Below are 24,585 nucleotides of genomic sequence, written 5' to 3' on the forward strand. Positions count from 1 at the left end.
TCTCACCACCCTCTGCCAGGAATCCTGTTACGGGGCTCCCTCGCTCAACAGTTCGTTGATTGCAGCCTCGACCCGCATCAGTATGATGCGGGCAGCTCCGTCACGCTCAACGCTGCCGAGTGGTGCGAGGCACCTCGACCCGGTCCTGCACAGGAACCGTGTCGCGGCCGGGAGGCTCCACCACCGCCTTGCTGAACAGGTGGTCCTCCGAGGCGACGCTCTCCCGGGCGATGCAGTGCCGGCTCAGCGGGCACTCGTCGCAGAGTGGCCTCGTCGCCCGGCACATGGTGTCTCCGACAAGGCGCAGCGCAGCCATACGGAGAGGCGCTTCCTCTCCGGCTCCGACCAGTTTCACCAGGTCTACACGGCCATCACTGAGCCTGTTCGTACGATCCGAGTCGCTGCCGTTGAGACGGGCCGCAACGCGTATCGCCCCCTGGCCGATCCAGAGAAGGTCCTCGTCGACCAACAGCCGGTAGAGCCGCTCCTCGGCCGGTTTCATGCCGACCTGCGCCGGCAGCTCGTCCCGCTTCTCCGCTTGCCACACACTCGGCTTGCCCGCGACCGGAGCCAACCTAGCGATGCGTGTCCGGGCGGCTGCAGTAGGAGCGGTGTCGAGAAGCGTCTGCAGAGCCCTCTTCGTCAGAGTCGTGTTCTCCTGGACGGACTCGACCATCCTGCGGAGCTGGAGCCGCTGCAGCCGGGCCCCGGACAGCACGGCGACGATAGCCGCGTGTACGGAAGAGAGCTGCGGCAGTTGATACCAATCCTCACCCTGCCGACGCTGCCTGGCCCAGTCAGTCAGGTCTTGGCGGACCGTGCGCCAGTGTGGCCGGAGCACAGTCGGACTGTTGTCGTTCTGCGCCTTCCCGGAGGGCAGCAGCGCGGAGGCCGCGGCCTTACCGAGGAGGGGCGGTACCGCGTTACCGATCTGTCGGAACGCGTCACTGCGTGTCCCTGCGAACCGGAACCTGTCAGGAAAGGTCTGCACCCGCGCGGCCTCGCGCACAGTCAGCGTGCGGTTCTGGGCCGGGTGGATATACCAGTAGCCGTCCTTGGCGATGTGGGCGGTGATCGACCTGCTGAGGTCGCCCCAGTCCAGCTTCTTGTACTTGTCGGTGAAGTGGTCGGCGCTGTAGCGCTGGAGCGTCGGATCGATGTCCGAGTACAGGGTCTTCGAGTCCATGCCGTCGAAGATGGTCCAGTCGTCCTCGCGTACCCGCCGGGTCATGTGGTCCCAGACGACGCCGGCGCGGGCCTTCTTGCGCATGTCCTTTGCGAAGTTGGAAAGATCTTGCACGGGCGTGTCGTAGCCCATCTCGCGCTCGCCGACACGTTCCGTGGGCACGACCTTCAGAGACGGCAGGTCACCGATGGCGTCACGAAGCGTCGTCCGGTTTTCCTCAGGAACCTCCTCCTGCCACTCGAACTCCTCGACGTCGTTCCGGGCCAACAGGATCAGCCGCTTCCGATGCTGCGGGACCCCGTATCGCCAGGCGTCCACGAGACGCACCTGGGTCGCGTATCCGAGTTCTTCCAGCTGCTGCTCGATAGTGCGGACCACGAAGAAATCGTCACCCAGGCCCATGTCCGGAACGTTCTCCATGAGGACAGCTCGGGGCTTGATCCGCTTCACGACGTCGAGGTACGCGCTCCACAGCTCCTTACGCCGGTCATGGGCGTCGCGACCGTGATGCTCGACGAGACTGCGGATCTTGCTGCGTCCAGCTCGGCTGAATGGCTGGCAGGGAGGACCGCCGGCCACAAGGTCGATCTTGCCTTGTGCGGGCTCCAGGATCTCTTCGAGCCGGTCCCGTTCCTTGGGATCCCCAAGGTCCATGTGGAGACTCATGCCGGGGAAGTTCGCCGCATGGGTCTCGAGCGCTCGCTCATCGGAGTCAACTGCAGCAGCAGTGGTCCATCCAGCTTGCCGGAGCCCGTGGCTTAGTCCACCTGCCCCGGAGAAGAGGTCGACAGCCAAGCGCCGCCCCTTGCCGAACCCCTCAAGCCACTGAGTGAACCGCTCGGGCTTGCAGCTGTTCCGGTGGCGCTTGAGCTTCAGCTGGTCGCTACGCTCAAGGGGTACGCCGTAGTGCGACTCCTGCACAGTACGCACCTCCACGCCAGTGAGAACGACGAGCACCAGGAGATCACGAAGACCCCGAAGGGGGCAAGAATGTCTCGGTCACCTCCAGCTTCCCGGAGGTTGACCCTGGAGGCAGAAGTCGCGAACTCGGTTACGAAGCCGCGTTCTGGTGCGTTACGACGGGCAATAGTAGAGGAAGCCGATGAGTGCGTCTCTTCCGGGTCCTCGTGTGTCACGGCACCTGAGCTAACGAGCTGGCACAGCAGTAGACACGTTCGAAGCATGGCGCTTGCGCGCTGTTCGGCGAAGCGTCACCAATCTGAGGCGTCCAGGAGCTCTGGGAGGCCAACGAGCCACGGAGGGGGAGGGAAGGCGGCGAAAGCGGCGCGCTGTTCCAGGACCAGCCGCGCCAAGGTGTGGAAGTCGGTCACCGACTTCGCGTAGATGTACCAGCGCTGGTCTTGCTGCCACACGCCGCAGTTCGTGCGCTTCGCGAGTTCCGCGATGAGCTTGGCTCGGCCCGCATCCGGGGCGACCCCGACCAACGGGTGGTCGGCGTGATGGCTCGTGTCGAGGCTCCCGGAACATGAGTAGAACGTCGCAGTCCGAGCCGCACTGAGGGCCAGGCTCAGGCCCGCGGCTCCGGCATCGTTCCACCAGAGCGATTGCGAGAGTTCGGCGTATTCGACGTCATCGCCTTCGGAGATCACTGTCAGGACCTCCTCCAGGTCATCCGGAGCATGCGACGCACGCGCTCGATCCAGGATCTCAGCCTCCTCGGCGAGGCAGATCTCGGCGTCTTCCCAGGTGGCCAGGGCGGTGCACTCGTAGCCGTGGTGCTCGGTGAAGCCTTCGGCGAGGCCCTCGGCCGTCAGGGAGACATGAAGGTTGGAGAGCGTGTACTCATGAGAGATCTCCACATCGAGCACAGGAATCATGTGGGTCAGAATGCCCGAGTCCGGTAGGCCCGTATGCAGAGTTCCGGAAACTTTCCCGCCGGATCGCAGCAGGGCTGAACTGATCCACAAACAGAGGAACTTGGCCGAAGGCGCCGTGGCTCCTCCCGCATGAGCGCGCGCACGCGGTCAGTGCTCTAGCGCGATGACTCAAGCTCCTCCCGTGCGTGAGCGATGCGTGAGCGATGGTGCGGCACCATCTGGATCGACCGTTAATCGGTAGACACTCGCGGAGCTCTGACCAGCAAAAACAGGAAAAAGCCCCAGCGTCCGCCACACCTCGTCACGGTCATTCCGGCCCTCGTAATGCGTAGGTCACGGTGTGACTCCGGGCGGCGACTCTGACGGAAGTCCCAGGTCAGGTGCTCCCGACCTGGGTTTTGTCGTTCACCTGATACCCGTCGTCGGTGAACTCGCCAACGCACACGGCGTGCACCCGCTGTGCCGCGGAGCTGAGCTCTCCACAAGCGGCGCTCATATGCGTGAAGAGCGTCGGGGCGGCGGGAGTACCGATGCGACAGCACTGCATCTCAGAGTGCTCCGCGCGCGGACAGCTTCCGGCCTACGGCCCATAGCTGGGCCATGCCTGCAGGAAAGTTCGCGATCAATCCCGTTCGAGTAGGCCACTCGCCCGGAGCGCCCAGACCGGCTGGATCCCGGATGCAGTGACGTGGCTGCTGAACTTGCCGGGGTGGAGCCGCAGTTCGTGGTCAGTTGGCGGGGGCCGCAGTCTGAGCTGGAGAGACGGACCGTATGCCCAGTTTGCGAGTATAGGGCGTGATGCCCGTAAGCGGGACTGAAACTGCTGGACAGGAAGTCACCCCACACAAAGGAGACATCATGTCCGCCACAACAGTTCTGCCCCTGCGCCAGGCCGAGCCGGAGTGCCCTGCCTGGTGCGCTCGCGAGGCACATGCAGAGGCGATGGGGAGTCACGTCAGTGCCCCGGTACGTCTGAATGCTCCGGAAGGAATGAGTCCGGGCCTCGAAGTCCCGCTGCTGTCCGTTCAGATCGGGCTCGGCCACGAGGAGGAGGCGCGTGGCGAAGTGCCCCGGCTGTGGCTCGCGGCAGTCGACGGCACCGGCGAACTGGACCCCGCCGCTCTGGAGCAGTTCATCGCCGGTCTGGAGGAGTTCGCCCTGCGACTCAGAGGGCTTCGGCATCGGTACGAGACCGTCATCATCGGTGGCGCCGCCGAAGCCGTCGACCTGTACCCGTCTGCGACCCACCCGCTCGAACTCGTCGCTCCCTGCCCGCCCTGGTGCCAGTACCGGGACCAAGAGGACCACTGCCCCACCGGGCTCCTGGCCGATCAGTTCCATGCCACAGAAGAGAAACAGATGGAACTGGAACTCCATCCGGTAATCCACACCAAGTACGGGCGTGAGGCCGAGACAGTCGATGTCGGCATGACGCACTTGCCACACGCCCCGCTGCCTCAATTCGACCTCTCCATCGGCACCACCAAGAAGTGGCACCACGTGGAGATGACCTTCGAGGAGGCCGACCGGCTGCGTACCGACCTCAACGAATTCCTTGCGCAGGGGCGGGAGTACGCCTGCCCGGACCGTGTGGCGTCCCTGCAGGAACTGGTCGACTACTGCGGCGTTCGGATCGTCGAGCACCAGCACGAAGTGAAGGGCTTCGTCGGTCATGCAGTCGGTGATACGAGGCAAGGCGGGCCGGTATGGGTAACCGTACCCAGGGGAACTGCCGGCCAGTGCCTCGAAGACCGGGTGAAGCACCTGCTCGCGGACATCCACGAGACACAGACGGAAGTGACCGCCCGGAACGGTGCCGAGGTCCGACAGGCGGGCGCACCGCCCGAACTGCCCTCCTGGATGTCGCCAGGGCAGTCAGCGGCATGAGGAGCTGAGGCGTCCCCTGGGAGCCATATGGGAGCCGACCCGCTCCCGGGGGCCGCTCAACACCACCCCGCACCAACCCAGGCCACGTTCCTGAACAGCACAAACGCCATCGGCGCAGGTGTGACCACCACCCGTCCCTCATTCGGGACGAAGAGGTCGTGGGTTCAAATCCCGCCACCCCGACTGAAGGAACACAGGTCAGGGGCCTGATCCGCATCGCGGGTCAGGCCCCTGACTCGTTTCCGGGGGTACTCCGTGGGCGGCAGTCGGTGATGTGGGCCACAGCTGTGATGCGATCCGGTGGGCGGGGCACGTCAGTTGGGGTGGGGTGGTGTGTCGTAAGTGCCCAGGGTTTATCAGCATGTGAGCTGTTCTCAGAAGGTTTCCGCTGGCCTAGCTTCGGCCTGTGGCTGTTGCCCACGGGCGGCGGCGGACAGCACGGGCGGTACGACCGGGGAGGGGACGCTGTGAGCACGTTTTCCACTGCCGACGGCACCACGTTGTACTACAAGGACTGGGGCACCGGGACGCCTGTCGTGTTCAGCCACGGCTGGCCGCTGCACGCGGACGCGTGGGACGAGCAGCTGCGGCTGGTCGCCGAGAACGGCTTCCGGGCCGTCGCGCACGACCGGCGCGGGCACGGCCGCTCTGAACAGCCCTGGCAGGGCAACGACATGGACACGTACGCGGACGATCTGGCCCGGCTGATCGAGGTGCTGGACCTGCGCGAGGTGGTGCTGGTCGGGCACTCGACCGGTGGCGGCGAAGTGGTCCGCTACATGGGCCGGCACGGTACGGATCGGGTCTCCAAGGCGGTGCTGCTGGGCGCCGTGCCGCCGCTGATGCTGCAGACGGGGACGAACACGGAGGGGACGCCGCGCGAGGCGTTCGACGGCATCCGGAAGGGCGTGCGGACCGACCGTTCGCAGTTCTACCGGGACTTGAGCGCGAGCTTCTACGGTGCGAACCGGCGGGACTCCGACGTCTCGCAGGGCACCCGTGACGCGTTCTGGATGATGAGCATGGCGTGCGGGGCGAAGGCGGCGTACGACTGCGTCGCGCAGTTCTCGGAGACGGACTTCACCGAGGATCTGCGGCGCATCGACGTGCCGACGCTCATCGCGCACGGCGAGGACGATCAGATCGTGCCGGTCGCCGCGTCGGCGCAGAAGTCGGCGCAGCTGGTCAAGGACGCGCAGCTGAAGCTCTATCCGGGCGCGCCGCACGGTCTGACCGGGAGCTTCGCGGAGGCGTTCAACGCCGACCTGCTCGCGTTCCTGCGCAGCTGAGGCCCCTGCGGGGCCCGGAGATCCGACCGAGCCCGCGGGCTCGGAACCCCCGGCCCCCGTACGCCCGCGGGCCCCGGCAGCCGAGTGCGGCGGCTGCCGGGGCCCGCGGGTCGCCGGTGGCGGGAGAAGCGGGGGCGGGAGGGGCCGCGCCCCCGACAGGCCGGCCTACTCAGTCCAACCCCGACTCCCCGGCCGGCACCAGGCGTTCAGCTGCCGTCCGGGTACGGGCCCGGGCCGCTGCCGGACGAGCGCCCCGACGAGGAGGCCGCCGCTGCCTCGTCGGCGCGGATCTCGTCCAGTGCCGTCTCGCTGGTGTCGACCAGCTCCCGCGCCTCCTCTTCCGAACTCACCTGCGGCTGCGAGCCCTTGAGCGGCAGCAGCGAGGTCTCGCGCAGGGTGAGGGCCGCGATGAAGCCGATGATGCCGCTGACGATCAGCACGTACGCCGGGATGAGCTTGTCGTCGGTGACGTCGACGAGCGCTTCCGTGTACAGCGGGGTGGTGCCGCCGAAGAGGGACACGGAGATGTTGAAGCCGATGCCCATGGCGCCGTACCGGATGGCGGTGGGGAACAGGGCCGGCAGGGTCGCTGCGGAGGGCGCGGCGAAGCCGGTCAGCAGGACCGCCAGCAGCAGGACGCCGAGGACCGGCATGACGACGCCGCCGCTCTGGATGAGCAGGAAGGCGGGTACGGCCAGGATGACCTGGGCGACGGCGGCGCCGAGGAAGACGGGCCGCCTGCCGACCCGGTCGCTGAGCCGGCCGATGAAGGTGATGAGGACGACCACCAGCACCATCGCCGAGAGGATGAGCGTGTCGGAGAAGCCGGTGCTGCGGTGCAGCTCCTCGGTGAAGTACGTCGGCAGATACGCCGTGACCATGTAGTTGGTGACGTTGTACAGCAGCACCAGGCCGATACAGACGAGCAGGGCGCGCCAGTACGTGACGAAGATGCTGCGGAACTCGTGGCGTTCGGTCTCGCGTTCCTTGACCGCCGCGTCGTGCTCGTCCAGCTGCTTCTGGAAGGCGGGGGTGTCCTCCAGCTTGAGCCGGAGGTAGAGGCCGATGAGGCCGAGCGGCCCAGCGATCAGGAACGGGAGCCGCCAGCCCCAGGAGAGCATCTCCTGTTCGCTGAGCATCATGTTCAGCAGGGTGACGAGGCTGGAGCCGAGGGCGTAGCCGACGAAGGTGCCGAAGTCGAGCCAGCTGCCCATGAAGCCGCGGCGCGCGTCCGGGGAGTACTCGGCGATGAAGGTGGTCGCGCCGCCGTACTCGCCGCCGGTGGAGAAGCCCTGCACCATGCGGGCGATCAGCAGCAGGATCGGGGCGAGCATGCCGACCGCGTCGTACGTGGGGAGCACGCCGATGGCGAAGGTGCCCACCGCCATCAGCAGCATGGTCGCCGCCAGCACCTTGGTACGGCCGATCTTGTCGCCGAGCGGGCCGAAGAACATGCCGCCGAGCGGGCGGACCAGGAAGGCGACGGCGAAGGTGGCGAAGGTGCTGATGAGCTGCGCGCCGGGGGAGGCTCCGGGGAAGAAGACCTTGCCGATGGTGGCGGCGAGGTAGCTGTAGACGCCGAAGTCGAACCACTCCATGCAGTTGCCCAGCGCGGCGGCGGACACCGCGCGTTTGAGCATGGGCTGGTCGACGACCGTCACGTCGTCCATGGACAGGGCGCGTCCTCTGCGCTTCAGCCTCTTGGTGAGCTCGTGGCGTACGTGCGGCGGTGCAGACAGCTTCACGCGGGGGACCTCTCTGGCGGCGACGGGGCGATAGACCCCAAATACGTTTTTTGTCCGAGATGAATATTAAGTGGTACGGGGGACCGGCCGTCTCCCGTGTCGGCCGGTACCCAAATCGCTGCTGGCTACAACGAACCCGGTCATTCACCGTAGGTGCCGCCCACCGGGCAGTTGCGGAAGGGTCCGGCATCACGGCCGGAAGGGTGCCCCACGGCCCGGCTGCCGGGCCCAGCAGAATGGGGGTCATGACTGAAGAAACGAGTGCGGAGTCCATGCCCGACTGGGAGAAGCGGTTCCGTGCGCCGCGGGTGTCGCTGCCGGAATGGGCGGAGGAGGCCCCGGACCGGTGCCTGTTCATCTCGAACGCGACGGGAACGTACGAGCTCTACGCCTGGGACCGCGCGGCGGGCACGCAGCGCCAGGTGACGGACCGTCCGAACGGCACCACGGACGGGACGCTGACGCCGGACGGCGAGACGGTCTGGTGGTTCTCCGACACGGACGGGGACGAGTTCGGGGTGTGGATGCGCCAGCCCTTCGGCGGCGGTGCCGACGAGCCGGCCGTGCCGGGCCTGGAGGCCTCGTACCCGGCGGGCCTGGCCCTCGGCCGGGACGGCACCGCGGTGGTCGGCCGGTCCACGGACGAGGAGGGCTCGACGATCCACCTCGTACGGCCGGGCGGCTCGCCCGAGGAGATCTACCGGCACCGGGAGTCGGCCGGCGTCGGTGACCTCTCGCACGACGGGACGCTGCTCGCCGTCGAGCACACCGAGCACGGCGACGCCATGCACTCGGCGCTGCGCGTCGTACGCCGCGACGGCGGCACGGTGGCGGAGCTGGACGACACCGAGGGCGGCACGAAGGAACTCGGCCTGTCCGTCCTGGGCTTCGCCCCCGTGGACGGGGACGCGCGGCTGCTGATCGGCCATCAGCGGTCCGGCCGCTGGGAGCCGTTGATCTGGAATCCGGAGACCGGTGAGACCACCGAGCTCGCCATCGACCTGCCCGGCGACGTGGCCGCGGAGTGGTACCCGGACGGCAGCGCGCTGCTCGTCGCGCACAGCCACCGGGCGCGCAGCGACGTGTGGCGGTACGACCTGGCCACCCGTGAGCTGACCCGGCTGGACACTCCGGCGGGCTCCGTCTCGGGCGCGACCGCGCGGCCCGACGGGACCGTCGAGTACCTGTGGTCGTCCGCGGCGAACCCGCCGGCCGTACGGTCCACGAGCGGCCAGGTCGTGCTCGACCCGCCCGGCATGAAGGCCCCCGGCTCCGTACCGGTGGAAGACGCGTGGGTGGAGGGCCCCGGCGGGCAGATCCACGCGCTGGTGCAGAAGCCCGCGGGCGAGGGCCCGTTCCCCACCGTCTTCGAGGTGCACGGCGGGCCGACGCACCACGACAGCGACTCCTTCGCGGGCCAGCCCGCCGCCTGGGTGGACCACGGCTTCGCCGTCGTACGGGTCAACTACCGCGGTTCCACGGGCTACGGCCGGGAGTGGACCGACGCGCTCAAGCACCGGGTGGGCCTCATCGAGCTGGAGGACGTCGGCGCGGTGCGCGCGTGGGCGGTGGAGTCCGGCCTCGCCGACCCGGAGCGGATCGTGCTGGCGGGCGGCTCGTGGGGCGGCTACCTCACGCTGCTCGGCCTCGGTACGCAGCCCGGCGCGTGGGCGCTCGGCCTGGCCGCCGTACCGGTCGCGGACTATGTGACCGCGTACTGGGACGAGATGGAGGCCCTGAAGTCCATGGACCGCACCCTGCTCGGCGGTACGCCGGACGAGGTGCCGGAGCGGTTCGCCGCGTCGTCACCGCTCACGTACGTCGACGAGGTACGGGCCCCGGTCTACATCTCGGCGGGCGTCAACGACCCGCGCTGCCCCATCCGTCAGGTGGAGAACTACGTGCAGAGGCTGGAGGAGCGCGGCCATCCGCACGAGGTGTACCGCTACGACGCGGGGCACGGCTCGCTCGTGGTGGAGGAGCGGATCAAGCAGGTGAGGCTGGAGATCGACTTTGCTCTCCGGCATCTTCCGGGTCTGTCGGCCCAGTCGGACCGTCCCGGTCAGCCGGGTCCTGCTCCGGAATGAGGCCCAGCGCCCGGTCCTTGGCGAGTTCCGCCTCGCGGCGGAACAGCCGGAACCACATGAACACCACGAATCCCGCGAAGACGAACCACTCCCCGGTGTAGCCGAGGTTCTGGAACGCCTTCATGTCGAGGCCGGTGTTCGCCGGGGCAGCCGGCGGCACCGGCTTCAGGGGCTTGTCGGAGGCCGGCACCCGCTGAACACTGATCCACGCGTCGTACACGTCGTACGGCACCACGTTCACCAGCGAGGCCGCGCTGATCATGCCGAGCTGTCCCTCGGGCAGTCCGCCGGCCGAGTTCACGCCGGGGCTGCCCTGCGCCTCGCTCGCCTGGAGCGCGCCGGACACGCTGACCTCGCCGCGCGGCGGCGCGGGCACCTCCGCCGGGTCCGGCTCGCCGGGGAGCCAGCCGCGGACGACGGGCAGCGCCTTGCCGCCGTCGGTACGCAGCAGGTCGAGGACGTAGTAGCCGTTGTGCCCGTCCAGGTCCCGGTCCGGCACGAGCTGCTGGTGGCGGGTGTCGTAGCGCCCGGTGGCCTTCGCCACCCGGCCGCTGGACTCGGTCGACACGGGAAGCAGGTCGTGCAGCGGAGCGGGCTTGGCGTGCCGCGCGTCGGTGGCCTCCTGCTCCTGCTGCTTGTGCGTCTCGGCGCGGTCCTCGAAACGCGAGAGCTGCCAGCTGCCCATGAACAGACAGACCGGGATCGCCAGTACGGCGAAGAAGTTGATCCCCCACCACCGCGGGGTCAGCAGGAACCGGTACACGCCCTCAACGGTACGGGGGCGGACCGGCCGCGACCGATCCGCCCCCACCCTTTCCTCCCCCTCCGAGGTTTCCGGCCCGCGATGTACGTCCCGCGGGGCCGCCGGGCGGTTGCACGAGACACGTCGCCCGGGGTGCGTCACGCGGCCCTGCGGGCGGCGTTGCGCGAGGAGGGCGCCGTGGAGGGCCGGTTGACGTCCTGCGGGGCGTCCGCGTGAACACCCCGCCGGGGTGTCCGGCATCTCCATGGCTGCCCCCGCCGTGTCAGTCCGCCGGCAGGACGCCGGTCCTGTAGACGGTGCCGGCGCAGGCGCCGCCGATGGTGGTGTCCGCCGCGGCCGGGTCCCCGGTGTCCGGGGTGTGGCTGAGCCGGACGCTGCCGGCTCCGCCGCCGGTACCGCCGTCGCCGCCCGCTCCCCCGCCGGTGCCGCCCGTGTCGCCGCCGCCGGTCGACGGCGTGCCGCCGGTGCCGCCCTCCGTACCGCCGCCCGCGTCACCGCCCGTACCGCCGTCGCCGGTGCCGCCGTCGTCGCCCGAGGGGGAGTCGGAGGGGGTCTCGGCGCTGCGGGTGCTCGGGCTCTCGTCGGCCTTGGTGCTCGGGGATGCGGAGGCCGGGCAGTCCTCGGGGATCCAGGCGAACGCGACCCGGTACGCCTGGCCCGGCTTCAGCACCAGCTCGTCCGGAGCGGAGGCCGGGTCGGGCAGCCGGCCCGCCGGGTCGCCCGCCGTGTGGTCGACGACCTTGATGCGCGAACTCTCCGCCCTGCCGCGGGCCGTCGCGGCCACGGCGCCCTCGCCCTCGACCGTGCAGGAGTCGCCGGACGTGTTGACCACGCGGAAGCTGCCGTAGACCTTGCCGTCGCCGTCCGGCGCGGACTCGACGCTGCCGTCGCCGAGTTGGCCGCGTTCGCAGCCGGGGGCGCTGACCGCGAGGGTGTCGCTCGGGTCGGTGCCCGCGCCCACGCCCTCGCCCGACGAGGGGGACGGGCTGCCGGAACCGCTCGCGCCGGGCCTGCCGGTGGCGCCCTGTGCGGAGGAGGTGCCCTTGCCGTTCTTGTCACCGTCGCCGGCCGGGCGGCTCACGCTCTTCCCGGGCTCGGGTACGCCGGTGCCGCCCGTGCTGTGCGCGGGGGCGCTCCCGGCGTTGGCGGGCTTCTCGTCGGCGCCGATGCCGGGCATGTAGCCGGCGGCCATCAGGGAGGGCACGCCGGCGCCGCCGAGGACGACCGCGGCGGCGGCCCCGATGAAGGCCTGCCGCTTGTGCGCGCGCCGGGCGGGAACGGCCCGGCGCAGATGCGCGAGCGCCTCCGGCGAGGGCTCGATGTCCCGCACGCTGTCGCGCAGCATGCGGCGCAGCGCCTCCTCGCCCGCGGCCGAGGGCTCGTCGGCCCAGGCACCGTCGGGCAGGGAACCCCGCGCGCCGTCCGCGCCCGCGGCCCGGGTCCCGGTACGAGAGCCGGAGTCGTCGACGGTCCCGGCCTGCTCGCCGCGGAGCCCGGAATCGTCGACGGCCCCGGTCTCACCGGAGGGCCCGTTCTCTTCGCCGCTGTCCCCGTCGCCGTCCTCGTCCGGTTCGCCGGGGCGTACGGGCTGTTCGGGGAGGGTCGGTTCGGGGAGGTCGGGGGTGCCGTGGACCGGTGGCGGGCCCGGCAGGTCCGGCGGCCCCGGAAGGTCGGGGATCCCGCCGGGCTCGTGGACGTCGGGCGGCGCGGCCGGCCCCTTCGGTAGCCCCACCTCCGGGAGCGCGGGCGGGCCCGGCACGTCCGGCACGTCCGGGAGTCCGGGCGTCAGAGGCACCTCGGGGCTCTCCGGTACGTACGTGTCCGGCAGGTCGACACCGGGGGACTCCGGCCCTTCCGGGATCCCCGGTTCGCGCGGCGCGCCGGGCCGGCCGGGCGCCGGGCGCTCGTCCGGCGCCTCGTCCTCGTCGGGCGTCCCGTTCTCGTCCGGTGCCCCGTTCCCGTCCGGTTGCCCGTTCCCGTCCGGTTCCCCGTCCTCGCCGGGCCCGGGGACGACGGGCGGCTCCGCCGACGCGTGCGGCGTCACGTTCTCGTCGGGCACCCCGTTCTCGTGCGGCTCGGGGTCCGGGGTCTCTCGGTGCGTCATACCGTCGCCTCCATCGCGACGCGCAGCGCGGCGATGCCCCGCGAGCCGTACGCCTTCACCGATCCCAGCGACAGGCCCAGCACGTCCGCCACCTGAGCCTCCGTCATGTCCGCGAAGTAGCGCAGCACCAGCACCTCGCGCTGCCGCCGCTGCAGCCCCCGCATGGCTTTGATCAACTCGTCGCGTTCCAGCTGCTCGTACGCGCCCTCCTCCGCGCTGGCCATGTCCGGCATCGGCTTGGAGAGGAGCTTCAGGCCCAGGATGCGGCGGCGCAGCGCGGAGCGGGAGAGGTTGACGACCGTCTGCCGCAGATACGCGAGGGTCTTCTCCGGCTCGCGCACGCGCTTGCGGGCGGAGTGCACCCGTATGAAGGCCTCCTGGACGACGTCCTCGCAGGAAGCCGGGTCGTCGAGGAGCAGCGCGGCGAGCCCGAGCAGCGATCTGTAGTGCTCGCGGTAGGTCTCGGTGAGCTGATCGACCGTAGTGCCCGCTGTCATCGCGTGGTCAGATTCCCCGCGTGCGGCCGACGGTGGGCTGTGCACGGCCTGTACGGGGGCTCCCGGCGCGGCGGACCAGGGCGGGGTCACCGCCGCACTCCCCGCGCGCCGGGGGTGCGCCAGCCGCATGCCTGGGGGCCCCGGGGCCGCCGCGAGTCCCGCTCCAAGTGCCTCTGCCACGCCTGTTGGACACGTATCCCCCCGTCAGGGTTGTACGCGGAAGGCACAGCATCACGCTCTGCGTAGTACGTACCCATGCGCACCTACTTTTCGCTCAAGCCCCGAATATCCCGAATGACCCGAATTTCACAGCGTATTCGCTTTCTGAGAGCGGAAGAAGAGACGCCTGTGGCCCCACCGCCGGTTGCAACGGAGGGGAGACCGAAATTGTGGGCCAGAGGGCACTCCGCAGGCCAGCGGTAGACCCGGCTCAGGTGGTCACAACTTCTTCACAACTGGAGTGACAGCCGGGATGCCGAGGGTGACGAGGGGAGTCACAGCCGGAGTCCCCACGGGACTCACAGCCGGAGTCACAACTGGAGCTCCGCGGCGACCAGTTCCGCGATCTGCACGGTGTTCAGCGCCGCTCCCTTGCGGAGATTGTCGGCGCACACGAAGAACTCCAGCTCCCGCGCGTCGTCCAGCGAGCGGCGGACCCGGCCGACCCACGTGGGGTCCGTACCGGCCACGTCGGCCGGCGTGGGGAACTCGCCCTGCGCGGGGTCGTCGCACAGCACGACGCCCGGCGCGTTCGCCAGGATCTCGTGCGCCTCGCGGACGGAGACCTCGCGCTCGAAGCGGGCGTGCACGGCCAGCGAATGCCCCGTGACGACCGGTACGCGTACGCAGGTGGCGCTGATCCGCAGCCGCGGCATGTCGAGGACCTTGCGCGATTCGCTGCGCACCCGCAGCTCTTCCGAGGTCCAGCCGTCGATGGCGCCGCTCTCGGTGTCCTCGTCGGAGGCGTCGGCGGATTCGTCGGCGCCCTCGCTCAACTCCCCCACGAAAGGCACCACGTTGAGCGCGATCGGCGCCGGATACGGGCCGGTCGCGTCCCCGACCGCGCGCCGCAGATCGCCGGGCTGGGTGCCGAGCTCCATGCCGGCGACCGCGGAGAGCTGCCCGCGCAGCGTCTGTATGCCGGCCCGCCCGGAGCCGGAGACCGCCTGGTACGAGGAGACCAGCAGCTCCTCCAGGCCCCACTCCGAATGCAGCGCGCCCACCGCGACGATCATCGAGAGGGTGGCGCAGTGCGGGCTGGCGACGATGCCCCGCGGGCGTACGCGGGCGGCGTGCGCGTTCACTTCGGGCACCACGAGCGGCACATCGGCCTCGGCGCGGAAGGCCGCCGAACTGTCCACGACCACCGCGCCCTTGGCCACCGCCACGGGCGCCCACTGCGCGGCGACCTCGTCCGGAACGTCGAACAGCGCCACGTCGACGCCCTCGAAGACGTCCTCGCCGAGCGCGAGGACCTCGGTCTCCGCGCCCCGCACGGTGAGCTTCCGCCCGGCCGACCGGGGCGAGGCGATCAGTCTGATCTCGCCCCACACGTCGGCCCGTTCGGAGAGCAGACCGAGCAGTACCGACCCGACGGCGCCGGTCGCACCGACGACCGCCAGGGTCGGACCACTCTGTCCATCGCTCACCGGAATCACCGGAAGGTCACCGGCCGGAGCCCCCGTAGACGACTGCCTCGTCGCTGTCGCTGTCCAGGCCGAACGCGGTGTGCACGGCGCGCACCGCCTCGTTGACGTCGTCCTCGCGGGTCACGACCGAGATGCGGATCTCGGAGGTCGAGATCAGCTCGATGTTCACCCCGGCGTTGGACAGCGCCTCGAAGAAGGTCGCCGTGACGCCCGGGTTGGTCTTCATCCCCGCGCCGACGAGCGAGATCTTGGCGATCTGGTCGTCGTAGCGCAGCGAGTCGAAGCCGACCTGCGGCTGGATCTTCTCCAGCGCCTTCGCGGCCTTCCGGCCCTCGGTCTTCGGCAGGGTGAAGGAGATGTCGGTGAGGCCCGTCGAGGCGGCGGAGACGTTCTGCACCACCATGTCGATGTTGACCTCGGCGTCCGCGATCGTACGGAAGATCGCCGCGGCCTCGCCCGGCTTGTCGGGCACTCCGACGACCGTGACCTTCGCCTCGGACGTGTCGTGTGCGACGCCCGAGATGATCGCCTGCTCCATCGACTCTTCCCCTTGCCCGTCTTCGCTCTGGTGCGCCGCGCTGCTGACCCACGTGCCGTTCAGCCCCGAGAAGGAGGACCGGACGTGGATCGGGATGTTGTAGCGGCGCGCGTACTCGACACAGCGGTGCAGCAGCACCTTGGACCCGGAGCTGGCGAGCTCCAGCATGTCCTCGAACGAGATCTTGTCGATCTTCCGCGCCTTCTTCACCACCCGCGGGTCCGCGGTGAAGACGCCGTCGACGTCCGTGTAGATCTCACAGACGTCCGCGTTCAGGGCGGCAGCAAGAGCGACGGCGGTGGTGTCACTGCCACCACGGCCGAGCGTGGTGATGTCCTTGCTGTCCTGGGATACGCCCTGGAAGCCGGCGACGATGGCGATGTTGCCCTCATCGACGGAAGTCTGGATACGGCCCGGTGTGACATCGATGATCCGCGCCTTGTTGTGCGCGGAGTCCGTGATCAGACCGGCCTGGCTGCCTGTGAACGACTGCGCCTCGTGGCCGAGGGATTTGATCGCCATCGCCAGCAGGGCCATGGAGATTCGCTCTCCGGCGGTCAGCAGCATGTCGAACTCGCGCCCGGAGGCGACCGGAGACACCTCTCCAGCGAGGTCGATCAGCTCGTCCGTCGTGTCACCCATCGCGGAGACCACGACAACCACCTGGTTGCCGTTCTTCCTGGCCTCGACGATCCGCTTGGCAACGCGCTTGATGCCCTCGGCATCGGCAACGGAGGAGCCGCCGTACTTCTGCACGACAAGGCCCACGTGTGCTCGCTCCTCGAATCAGTCTTTCTGGATCCTTTTGGCCGGGATCCTGCGGTCGGCTCAGTGTAACGAGAAGCCGTCCCTGCCCTCTCGCCCAGCCAGCCCCCTGCCCGCTGTGCACCGGGTGACACGGGATCGTAAGACAGCTCACACGACAGAGGGTGAACGAACGTGAACACACGGGAACGCGCGGGGTTAGTGGGGCGTGGGGGTCGTCGTGCGTCGTAGCGCTCGTTGAACGAACGTTACGACGCACCACACCTCGCGGAACTACGGGCTGCTGGGCTTCAGGCCCAGGGGTTCGCCGATTTCGGCGGCCATGACCGCGCCCGCCTCGGCCTCCAACTCGCCGTCGTCGCCCTCCGCGTGGCTGTCCGTGTCCAGGCCGTTCAGCTCGTCGAGCGGGGTGTCCAGGCGGACGTGGGCGACCAGCGACTGGAGGGCGCGGAGGGCGGCGGAGGCCGTCGGGCCCCAGTTGGAGAGGTAGGAGAACTGCCACCACCACAGGGCCTCGCTGACGCGGCCGGCGCGGTAGTGCGCCATGCCGTGCCGCAGGTCGGTGACCGCGTCCGCGATGTCGTCGGAGATCCGGCAGGCGACGGGGCCCGAACGGGCCGAGTACGGATCGAAGAGCTCGGAGTACACGTCGACCGGCTCCAGCAGTGTCGCCAGCCGCTCCCGCAGCTCGTCGACATCCGGCTCGGGACCGATGTCCGGCTCGTACCGCTCGTCCGGGACGATGTCCTCGTGCGCCCCCAACCGGCCGCCGGCCAGCATCAGTTGGGACACCTCGAGCAGCAGGTACGGAACCGCGCTGTCGGGATCGTCACCCTTGGCGACCTCGGCCACCGAGACGAGGAAACTCTCGATCTGATCCGCGATCTGTACCGCGAAGTCATTCGGGTCGTCCTTGACGGCGTTCAGCGTGGCGTCAGACATCGAGCAACCTTCTCCCCTCGAAGGCACGCCCCAGCGTGACCTCATCGGCATACTCCAGGTCTCCCCCGACCGGAAGGCCGCTCGCCAGCCGCGTCACCTTGAGGCCCATGGCCGAGACCATGCGCGCCAGGTACGTGGCCGTCGCCTCGCCCTCCAGGTTGGGGTCGGTGGCCAGGATCAGCTCGGTGACGGTGCCGTCCGCGAGCCGGGTCATCAGTTCCCGTATCCGCAGATCGTCCGGGCCGACACCCTCGATGGGGCTGATCGCCCCGCCCAGCACGTGGTACTTCCCGCGGAACTCGCGGGTGCGCTCGATGGCGACCACGTCCTTCGGCTCCTCCACCACGCAGATGACCGACGGGTCACGCCGCGGGTCGAGGCACACCCGGCACTGCTCCTCCTGCGCCACATTGCCGCAGACATCGCAGAACCGGACCTTCTCCTTGACCTCCGTCAGCGCCTGCGCGAGCCGCCGCACATCGGCAGGCTCCGCCTGCAGGACGTGGAAGGCGATCCGCTGCGCGCTCTTCGGACCGACGCCGGGCAGCCTGCCCAACTCGTCGATCAGCTCCTGAACCACGCCTTCGTACACGGAAGCGCCCGCCTCTTTCCTCTCGGCCCGCTGCTCTCAGCCGACCGCTCTCATCCTGCTCTACGAACCGTAGTTGCCCCGCGCGCCCGCCACCAGCTTCCGGCGGCAGCGCGGGCCGCGGGACGGCGCCGGGGGCGCCGGAAACGTGCCGGGTCTCAGAACGGGAGGCCCGGCATGCCGCCGCCGCCCAGCCCCTCGGCGAGCGGGCCCAGCTTCTGCTGCTGCATCTCCTGCGCGGCGGCGTTCGCGTCGCGCACGGCGGCGAGCACGAGATCCGAGAGGGTCTCGGCCGTCTCCTCCGCCGAGCCGCCGTCCGGATCCACCGCCACGGCCTTCGGGTCGATGACCAGACCCTGGAGCTCACCGGCTCCGGTCACGGTCGCCTTCACCAGGCCGCCGCCCGCGGAGCCCTCGACGGGCGTCTCGGCGAGCTCCTGCTGGGCCGCGGCGAGGTCCTGCTGCATCTTCTGGGCCTGCTGCAGCAACTGCTGCATATCGGGCTGGCCACCACCGGGAATCACGTCTTGGCTCCTGGTCGTCGACGACGTCTTGCCGCACGAAGGGGTACGTACGGTGTGCGTGGCCCGAGCCTACGTGGTCGCTGCGCGCTGTGCGGGAACGGTGCAAGCATCTCCACCGAACGGTGAGGGGCCCCGCGATAGCGGCCGGGCGCCGCCCCGATCCGGGAGGGCCCCGCCCCTCCAACTCCGCCGCGGCGGCGGCCGGGCCGAGCGGCACGGGTCGGCGGTGAGTACGGGGCGGCGCCGGGTCGCCACGCAGTGCGCGCGGGAGTTGGCGGGGCCCGCCTGCTCCTCGGCCCTGGGGCGCGTTGCGTGGTCACCGCCGGGGGGCATCGCTCGGGGAGAGTGCCGCTGCGGCGGAGTTGGAGGGCTGCCGGCCTGCCCGCCCCGGGCGGCTGCTGCTGCCGGTGCGGCGCGCGGCGTCGTCCGGTTCCGCTGCGTGGTCACCGCCGGGCAGGCGCGCTCGGGGAGAGCGCCGCTGCGGCGGAGTTGGAGGGCGGCCCCGCTTCCTCCCGCGCTGGCCCCGCGGCTGTGCCGGGGCGCGTTGCGTGGTCACCGCCGGGGCGCATCGCTCGGGGAGAGTGCCGCTGCGGCGGAGTTGGGGGCGCTGGTCTCTCCCGCCCCGGTCCAGATTTCGCGCGGCGGAGTTGGGAGGGGCGGCCCTCCCGTCGGCGCCGGGGAGTTGGAGGTGGGCCCTCCTGCTCCCCGGGGTGGCTTCCCGTGAGGGTTACTCGTGGGGGATTTCTTCTATGACTGTGGCGCCCAGTTCTCGGACGAGGAGGTCGTGGCCGGAGAGGGCGGACTCGTCGAGGTCCGGGTCGTCCGCTGCCGGCATGTCGTGCTCCATGCCGGCGTACGGGTCGGACGGCTCCGGGGGCTCCGGCGGCGGCTCGTAGTCGTCCGGCGGCGGGGCCGGGGCCGCCGCCGCGGCCTGCGGCGGGGGTGAACTCGGCGCCGCAGGGGCCGGGGTGGGCGCCGGGACCGGGGCCGCCGGAGGCGCGGCGGGCGCCGCAGGGGCCGGCTGCTGCGGCGGACGCGGTGCACCGCCGCCACCGCCCCCGGAACCGCCCGAGCCGCCGGACCCGCCCGACGGGTCGACGATCGCCTCGACCTTCCACTGCACGCCGAGCGCCTCGCTCAGGGCCTGCCGCAGCACCTCGTCGCTGCCGCTGTTGCCGAAGCTGTCGCGCGCGCCCGGGTTGGAGAAGCCGAGCTGGAGCGTGGTGCCGTCGAAGCCGGCGACCTGCGCGTTCTGGCTGAGCAGAATCCATGTGAAGCGGCGGCGGTTCTTCACCGCGTCGAGGATCTGCGGCCACATCTGCCGTACCTGCGCCGCCCCTTGGGACGGGTCCTGGCCCGGGGCAGAGGGGGTCGCCGCCGGCTCGGGCGCGGCCGGCGCCGCGGGCTGCGCGGGCGCGGACGGCTGCGCGGCAGCCGCTTCGCTCTGGCCGGACGGCCAAGCGCCGGGCCGCTGCCCGCCGTTGCCCCCGCCACCGGACCCCTGCGCGGGACCGGAACCCTGCGCGGGGCCGGAGCCGCCCGTCGCGTCGCCGGCGCCGGGCCACGCACCCGGTCGCCGCCCCTCAGGAGCGCCGCCCTGCGCGGCCCCGCCCTGCGCGGCACCGTCGCCGCCCTGGCCGGATGCCGTACCGCTCGCGCCGGGCCAGGCGCCGGGGCGCCGGGCCGGAGCCGCGGGGGCCTCCGGAGTCTCCGGAGCCGCGTCCTGCGGGGGCGCCGACGGGGCGGGCGCGGCAGGCGAGTTGGCCCCACCCACGGCCCCACCCGCGGCCGGATCCGGAGCAGGGGCCGGAGCCGCAGCGGGCGCCGGAGCAGGGGCCGGCGCGGGCTGCGCAACCGCAGGCGCCACCGCCGGCGCGACCGCTCCCGGCACGCCTCCGCCCGGCAGCGGCTGCCCCGCGGGCGCGGACCGCTCCAGGCGGTCCAGCCGCGCCTGGACGGAGCGCTCGTCCCCGTACGTGGCGGGCAACAGCACCCGCGCGCAGATCAGTTCGAGCTGGAGCCGCGGCGAGGTCGCCCCCCGCATCTCCGTCAGACCGGTGTTGACGAGGTCCGCCGCGCGGCTGAGCTCGGCGGGGCCGAAGACCGACGCCTGTGCCTGCATCCGCTCGACGATCTCGGCCGGCGCGTCGATCAGGGTCTTCTCCACCGCGTCCGGCACCGCGGCGAGGATCACGAGATCGCGCAGCCGCTCCAGCAGGTCGGCGACGAACCGGCGGGGATCGTGCCCGCCCTCGATGACCCGGTCCACGATCTCGAAGGCGCGCGCGCCGTCGCCCGCGGCGAAGGCGTCCACGACGTCGTCGAGGAGGGCGCTGTCGGTGTAGCCGAGCAGCGCGGTGGCCATGGCGTATGTCACACCGTCGTCGCTCGCGCCGGCCAGCAGCTGGTCCATCACGGACATGGAGTCACGGACGGATCCCGCGCCGGCCCGCACCGCGAGCGGCAGCACCTTGTCGTCGACCGGGATCGACTCGCGCTCGCACACCGCGGAGAGGTGATCGCGGAGCGTGCCCGGCGGCACGAGCCGGAACGGATAGTGGTGCGTACGCGACCGGATCGTGCCGATGACCTTCTCGGGCTCCGTCGTCGCGAAGATGAACTTCAGATGCTCCGGCGGCTCTTCGACGACCTTCAGCAGGGCGTTGAACCCCGCCGGGGTGACCATGTGGGCCTCGTCGACGATGTAGATCTTGTAGCGGCTGGAGGCGGGGCCGAAGAACGCCTTCTCCCGCAGCTCGCGCGCGTCGTCGACGCCACCGTGCGAGGCGGCGTCGATCTCGATCACGTCGATGGAGCCGGGGCCGTTGCGGGCGAGGTCGCGGCACGACTGGCACTCACCGCACGGCGAGGGGGTCGGCCCCTGCACGCAGTTGAGACAGCGGGCGAGGATCCGCGCGCTGGTCGTCTTGCCGCAACCGCGCGGCCCGCTGAAGAGATAGGCGTGGTTGACGCGGTTGTTGCGCAGCGCCTGCTGCAGCGGGTCGGTTACGTGCTCTTGCCCGATGACCTCGGCGAAGGTCTCGGGGCGGTAGCGGCGGTACAGGGCGAGGGACGACACAACCCCGACGATATCGGGGACCGCCGACAAGTGGTTTCGCTCACACCGATCCAGGGGCTCCGCCGCGCGTGGACCGGCCCGCGCGCCCCGTACGGAAATCCGCCGGCCGCGTCCGCCGGGCACGTACGGAACGGTCCGCCGAAGCGCCCCGGAACCCGTACGGAAACCGTCCACGGAAGCGGGCCGGAAAACCGCCGGGGCCGCACAAGGGCCTCAGCGCGGGCTCAACACGGGCCGCAGAGAACGCAAACGCCCCTCACGCACCCGCCAGAGCCCTCCTACCCTTGCTGCCTTCCGGCCCTGGGGGAGTTCAGAGAGATAGCGCCACGTGAGGGGCTGGCCCACACACTACCCGATGCGCGGACCTGGAATCGAGCGCGGCCGACGCGCGGAAACGACCCGGCGGACCGAGTTCGCGAGCACCCCTCAGCGTCTTGTAGTGTTCTTCTCGGAGGATTCGCCTAGAGGCCTAGGGCGCTCGCTTGGAAAGCGAGTTGGGGGCAACCCCTCACGAGTTCGAATCTCGTATCCTCCGCCTTTGCCTTCACCGGGCAAGTGACAAGGCCCCCGCCGGTTCGCCGGCGGGGGCCTTCGTCGTGCATGTGGCGTCCCTGCGGGACAGGTTCAGCGCGAGACGGGTGTCAGCGCGGGACGGGTTCAGCCACGGGCCGGGCGTGCGCCGTTCGCGGGGCGTGCGCGCCGGAGTGTGCGGCGGGGCTTGAAGACCGAGAGGGCTGTCGCGGTGACGAGGAGCGCGAGCTGCGTTCCCACGGCGGCCGTTCCGCGCCAGGCCGCGGCCGACGAGGGGAGCGCGCCCGTACCGCGTTCGTACGCGGCGTACGCGGCGGCCGCGTCCTCCGGCCGGAACAGCAGCATCCCGATGAGGATCACGGCGATCAGCATCAGGAACTTGGCGAACACCCAGACGTACCGCACCAGGCCCCAGTGGCTCCGTACGGCCAGCACGATCCCGGTGACGAGCGACAGCAGGCTCAGCGGGATGCCGCCGGCGAAGATCATGGCGGTCATCAGCCGGTAGGCGGCGTGTGCGAGGCCGGTGTCGGACGTCAGCGTCGCGTACAGGTTCAGCACCACCAGGCCCCACACCTCGCCCAGCAGCGCGACCGACGCGACGATGTGCACGGTCAGCAGTGTCTTGCGGGTACGCGGACGCAGCCGCAACGCGGCCCGCGCGCCTCCGCCTTCGGCCTGTTCAGCCGGTGCTGCGCTGCTCATGACGGGCTCCGTTCCGGTGTGAGACTCGGCACTCTCACCGTCACAGCCGGCAGCCCCCGCGACGTCCCCCGCCGAGAGACACCCCGCCCACTCCGCGGGGAGCAGCCCACGGCCCCCGGCAGCCGCCCCGGGAAGCAGCCGGCCGGGGCCGGGTGCCGCCGGGGCGTAAATGCTTCGCGGGAGCGGGGGGCGGGTCAGTACGGTCGCGGAGAGCGCGCCACGTACGCACGGGGGCAGGGGGACTCATGGAGCAGAGTCAGGTCGACGAATTCGGCACGCTGTTCCGGCTGTTCATGGAGCAGGTCGTGGACCGGCCGCACACCGACCCGGCCCGCGGCCTGGTCAACCGGCTGCGCGAGCACCTGGGCGACGACCCCGGCAAGGTGCCCGTGGTGCGCGCGAGTTACGCGGCGTACGACCACGCGAACGTGCACCTCGCGCTGGAGCGCTGGTTCGGCAGCGGGGGGCGTACGCACGAACTGGTGGGCGTCGCGGGTGACGGCCGGCGCGCCGAGTCGCTCTCCGAGCTGATCGACTCGGCGGACCGGCTCGGGAACGTACAGCTGGGCGCGGTCGACTACGCGTACGTACCGGTGTCCAGCGAAGAGGAGCTGGCCTGCGTCACGTTCGGGCTCTACCTCGGCACGGACGGCGCGGACCGGTACGCCGTCCTGCTGCGCGGCCCCGACCCCGACTTCGGCGAGGAATCCGTACGTCTGGAGGTCCTCGCGCCCTCCCGCGAGGACGCGAAGGCGCTGCTGGCCTCCGTGGGCGCCGGCATGCGGGAGCACAACGTGTTCCGCGGCAAGGTGCTCTCCTTCGAGGGCAGCGACTTCGCGGACGGCGTCGGCCCGTTCAAGCTGCACGCCCGGCCCGGCCTCGGACAGGGCGACATCGTGCTGCCGCCGGGGCTGCTGGCACGCATCGAGCGGCAGGTCGTCGGCGTCGCACGGCGCCGCGAGACGCTGCGCGCGCACGGCCAGCACCTGCGCCGCGGACTGCTGTTGTACGGGCCGCCCGGCACCGGCAAGACGCACAGCGTGCGCTATCTGCTGTCGCAGCTCCCCGAGTTCACGGTGATCGTGCTCTCCGGGATGTCCATCCGGTTCGTCGGCGCGGCCTGCGCGCTGGCGCGAATGCTCCAGCCGGCGCTGGTCGTCCTGGAGGACTGCGATCTCGTCGCGGAATCCCGGGACCTCACCGACGATGAGCAGCCGCTGCTGTTCCAGGTGCTCAACGAGATGGACGGCCTGGGCGACGACGCGGACGTCGCGTTCCTGCTCACCACCAACCGCGCCGACCTGCTGGAGCCCGCGCTGGCCCAGCGGCCGGGCCGGGTCGACATGGCCGTGGAGGTCCCGCTCCCGGACGCGGAGGCGCGGCGGGAGCTGTTCCGGCTGTACGGCGGCCGGCTCGGGCTTCCGGAGGACGCCCTGGAGGAGGCGGTACGGCGTACGGAGGGGACCACGGCCTCCTTCACCAAGGAACTGGTCCGCCGCACCGTCCTGTTCGCCGCGGAACGGGAGGCCGCCGGCCCGTCCCCCGCGGACCTCACGGCCGCCCTGGACGAACTCCTCGGCGACCACGACCGGTTGACGCGTCGGCTGCTCGGGGTGCGTGGGGACGGCGACGGTGACGAGGACGGGGACGGGGACGAGCTCGACGACCTGGACGAACTGGACGACGGGGTCGACCTCGATGAGGACGAGGACGGCGCGTACGGGGGCGGGGACGGCGGCGGGGGCGGGGGCGGGGGCGGGGGCGGCGGCGGCGGCCGCCGCACGATGTACCGCGCCTCGTACCGGCGCCGCTGACCGCACCGCGCTCCCGGCCCGCCGGCTACGAGGAGACCGGACCGTCGTACGTC

17 protein-coding genes, 1 tRNA gene and 1 other RNA gene are annotated in these 24,585 nt (G+C 70.8%); 5 read left to right on the forward strand and 14 right to left on the reverse strand.

All coding sequences use genetic code 11. From position 1 onward, the window contains the following. Positions 1-106 precede the first annotated feature (106 nt). Both dcm and AC3AGO_RS16765 read right to left on the reverse strand, forming a co-directional pair. On the reverse strand, positions 107-2,107 hold the full coding sequence (gene dcm, locus AC3AGO_RS16760) for a DNA (cytosine-5-)-methyltransferase (protein WP_487821012.1): 2,001 nt from the start codon (positions 2,105-2,107) through the stop codon (positions 107-109). A gap of 290 nt (positions 2,108-2,397) precedes the next feature. Then, complete coding sequence (locus AC3AGO_RS16765; protein WP_487821013.1) at positions 2,398-3,024, reverse strand: hypothetical protein; 627 nt, start codon at positions 3,022-3,024, stop codon at positions 2,398-2,400. 858 nt (positions 3,025-3,882) lie between these two features. Here AC3AGO_RS16765 and AC3AGO_RS16770 point away from each other — a divergent pair. Then, positions 3,883-4,911 (forward strand): DUF6907 domain-containing protein, encoded by a 1,029-nt coding sequence (locus AC3AGO_RS16770; protein WP_487821014.1) that lies wholly within the window; start codon positions 3,883-3,885, stop codon positions 4,909-4,911. A 467-nt stretch (positions 4,912-5,378) separates the two neighbouring features. Next, positions 5,379-6,200 (forward strand): alpha/beta fold hydrolase, encoded by an 822-nt coding sequence (locus AC3AGO_RS16775; protein ID WP_487821015.1) that lies wholly within the window; start codon positions 5,379-5,381, stop codon positions 6,198-6,200. 206 nt (positions 6,201-6,406) lie between these two features. Here AC3AGO_RS16775 and proP read toward each other — a convergent pair whose 3' ends face one another. Next, positions 6,407-7,945: a glycine betaine/L-proline transporter ProP gene (gene proP, locus AC3AGO_RS16780; protein WP_487821016.1), complete on the reverse strand. Its 1,539-nt coding sequence runs from the start codon at positions 7,943-7,945 to the stop codon at positions 6,407-6,409. Positions 7,946-8,190: 245 nt separating this feature from the next. Here proP and AC3AGO_RS16785 point away from each other — a divergent pair, with 245 nt between their 5' ends. Beyond that, positions 8,191-10,032, forward strand: a complete 1,842-nt coding sequence (locus AC3AGO_RS16785; protein WP_487821017.1) for a S9 family peptidase — start codon at positions 8,191-8,193, stop codon at positions 10,030-10,032. On the opposite strand, the gene AC3AGO_RS16790 is transcribed toward AC3AGO_RS16785, so the two are convergent. From AC3AGO_RS16790 to ffs, 10 genes are all read right to left on the reverse strand, one after another. After that, entirely contained in the window at positions 9,932-10,795 is an 864-nt protein-coding gene (locus tag AC3AGO_RS16790; protein ID WP_487821018.1) for an SURF1 family protein, read from the reverse strand. The genes AC3AGO_RS16785 and AC3AGO_RS16790 overlap by 101 nt on opposite strands. 262 nt (positions 10,796-11,057) lie before the next feature. Continuing rightward, on the reverse strand, positions 11,058-12,899 hold the full coding sequence (locus AC3AGO_RS16795; protein ID WP_487821019.1) for a hypothetical protein: 1,842 nt from the start codon (positions 12,897-12,899) through the stop codon (positions 11,058-11,060). After that, positions 12,896-13,525: a SigE family RNA polymerase sigma factor gene (locus AC3AGO_RS16800; RefSeq protein ID WP_487824686.1), complete on the reverse strand. Its 630-nt coding sequence runs from the start codon at positions 13,523-13,525 to the stop codon at positions 12,896-12,898. The genes AC3AGO_RS16795 and AC3AGO_RS16800 overlap by 4 nt, the downstream gene beginning before the upstream one ends. Before the next feature lie 401 nt (positions 13,526-13,926). Beyond that, positions 13,927-15,045 (reverse strand): aspartate-semialdehyde dehydrogenase, encoded by a 1,119-nt coding sequence (locus AC3AGO_RS16805; RefSeq protein WP_487821020.1) that lies wholly within the window; start codon positions 15,043-15,045, stop codon positions 13,927-13,929. 16 nt (positions 15,046-15,061) lie between these two features. Then, entirely contained in the window at positions 15,062-16,351 is a 1,290-nt protein-coding gene (locus AC3AGO_RS16810) for an aspartate kinase (protein WP_487821021.1), read from the reverse strand. A 270-nt stretch (positions 16,352-16,621) separates the two neighbouring features. Further along, entirely contained in the window at positions 16,622-17,290 is a 669-nt protein-coding gene (locus tag AC3AGO_RS16815) for a DUF5063 domain-containing protein (RefSeq protein WP_487821022.1), read from the reverse strand. Next, on the reverse strand, positions 17,283-17,882 hold the full coding sequence (gene recR, locus AC3AGO_RS16820) for a recombination mediator RecR (RefSeq protein ID WP_487821023.1): 600 nt from the start codon (positions 17,880-17,882) through the stop codon (positions 17,283-17,285). Before recR ends, AC3AGO_RS16815 begins: the two co-directional genes overlap by 8 nt. Before the next feature lie 155 nt (positions 17,883-18,037). After that, complete coding sequence (locus AC3AGO_RS16825) at positions 18,038-18,403, reverse strand: YbaB/EbfC family nucleoid-associated protein (RefSeq protein WP_487821024.1); 366 nt, start codon at positions 18,401-18,403, stop codon at positions 18,038-18,040. Between the two features lie 727 nt (positions 18,404-19,130). After that, the gene (locus AC3AGO_RS16830) at positions 19,131-21,482 is read right to left on the reverse strand and encodes a DNA polymerase III subunit gamma and tau (protein WP_487821025.1); all 2,352 of its coding nucleotides are present in this window, start codon (positions 21,480-21,482) and stop codon (positions 19,131-19,133) included. A gap of 245 nt (positions 21,483-21,727) precedes the next feature. Continuing rightward, an RNA gene (ffs, locus tag AC3AGO_RS16835) (signal recognition particle sRNA small type) lies at positions 21,728-21,822 on the reverse strand. 110 nt (positions 21,823-21,932) lie between these two features. Here ffs and AC3AGO_RS16840 point away from each other — a divergent pair. Next, positions 21,933-22,017, forward strand: a tRNA-Ser gene (locus AC3AGO_RS16840). Between the two features lie 122 nt (positions 22,018-22,139). Here AC3AGO_RS16840 and AC3AGO_RS16845 read toward each other — a convergent pair. Next, positions 22,140-22,718, reverse strand: coding sequence for a hypothetical protein (locus AC3AGO_RS16845; protein WP_487821026.1), 579 nt, complete (start codon positions 22,716-22,718; stop codon positions 22,140-22,142). A 245-nt stretch (positions 22,719-22,963) separates the two neighbouring features. On the opposite strand from AC3AGO_RS16845, the gene AC3AGO_RS16850 reads away from it, so the two are divergent. Further along, positions 22,964-24,532, forward strand: a complete 1,569-nt coding sequence (locus tag AC3AGO_RS16850) for an AAA family ATPase (RefSeq protein WP_487821027.1) — start codon at positions 22,964-22,966, stop codon at positions 24,530-24,532. Positions 24,533-24,585 lie beyond the last annotated feature (53 nt).

Source organism: Streptomyces sp. BL1 (assembly GCF_057628045.1).

Bases quoted from the DNA above. Each gene is read 5' to 3' on its own strand.
- AC3AGO_RS16765 (WP_487821013.1), bottom strand. From the start codon at position 3,024: ATGATTCCTGTGCTCGATGTGGAGATCTCTCATGAGTACACGCTCTCC.
- AC3AGO_RS16770 (WP_487821014.1), top strand. From the start codon at position 3,883: ATGTCCGCCACAACAGTTCTGCCCCTGCGCCAGGCCGAGCCGGAGTGC.
- AC3AGO_RS16785 (WP_487821017.1), top strand. From the start codon at position 8,191: ATGACTGAAGAAACGAGTGCGGAGTCCATGCCCGACTGGGAGAAGCGG.
- AC3AGO_RS16795 (WP_487821019.1), bottom strand. From the start codon at position 12,899: ATGACGCACCGAGAGACCCCGGACCCCGAGCCGCACGAGAACGGGGTG.
- AC3AGO_RS16800 (WP_487824686.1), bottom strand. From the start codon at position 13,525: ATGCGGCTGGCGCACCCCCGGCGCGCGGGGAGTGCGGCGGTGACCCCG.
- AC3AGO_RS16815 (WP_487821022.1), bottom strand. From the start codon at position 17,290: ATGTCTGACGCCACGCTGAACGCCGTCAAGGACGACCCGAATGACTTC.
- AC3AGO_RS16845 (WP_487821026.1), bottom strand. From the start codon at position 22,718: ATGAGCAGCGCAGCACCGGCTGAACAGGCCGAAGGCGGAGGCGCGCGG.
- AC3AGO_RS16850 (WP_487821027.1), top strand. From the start codon at position 22,964: ATGGAGCAGAGTCAGGTCGACGAATTCGGCACGCTGTTCCGGCTGTTC.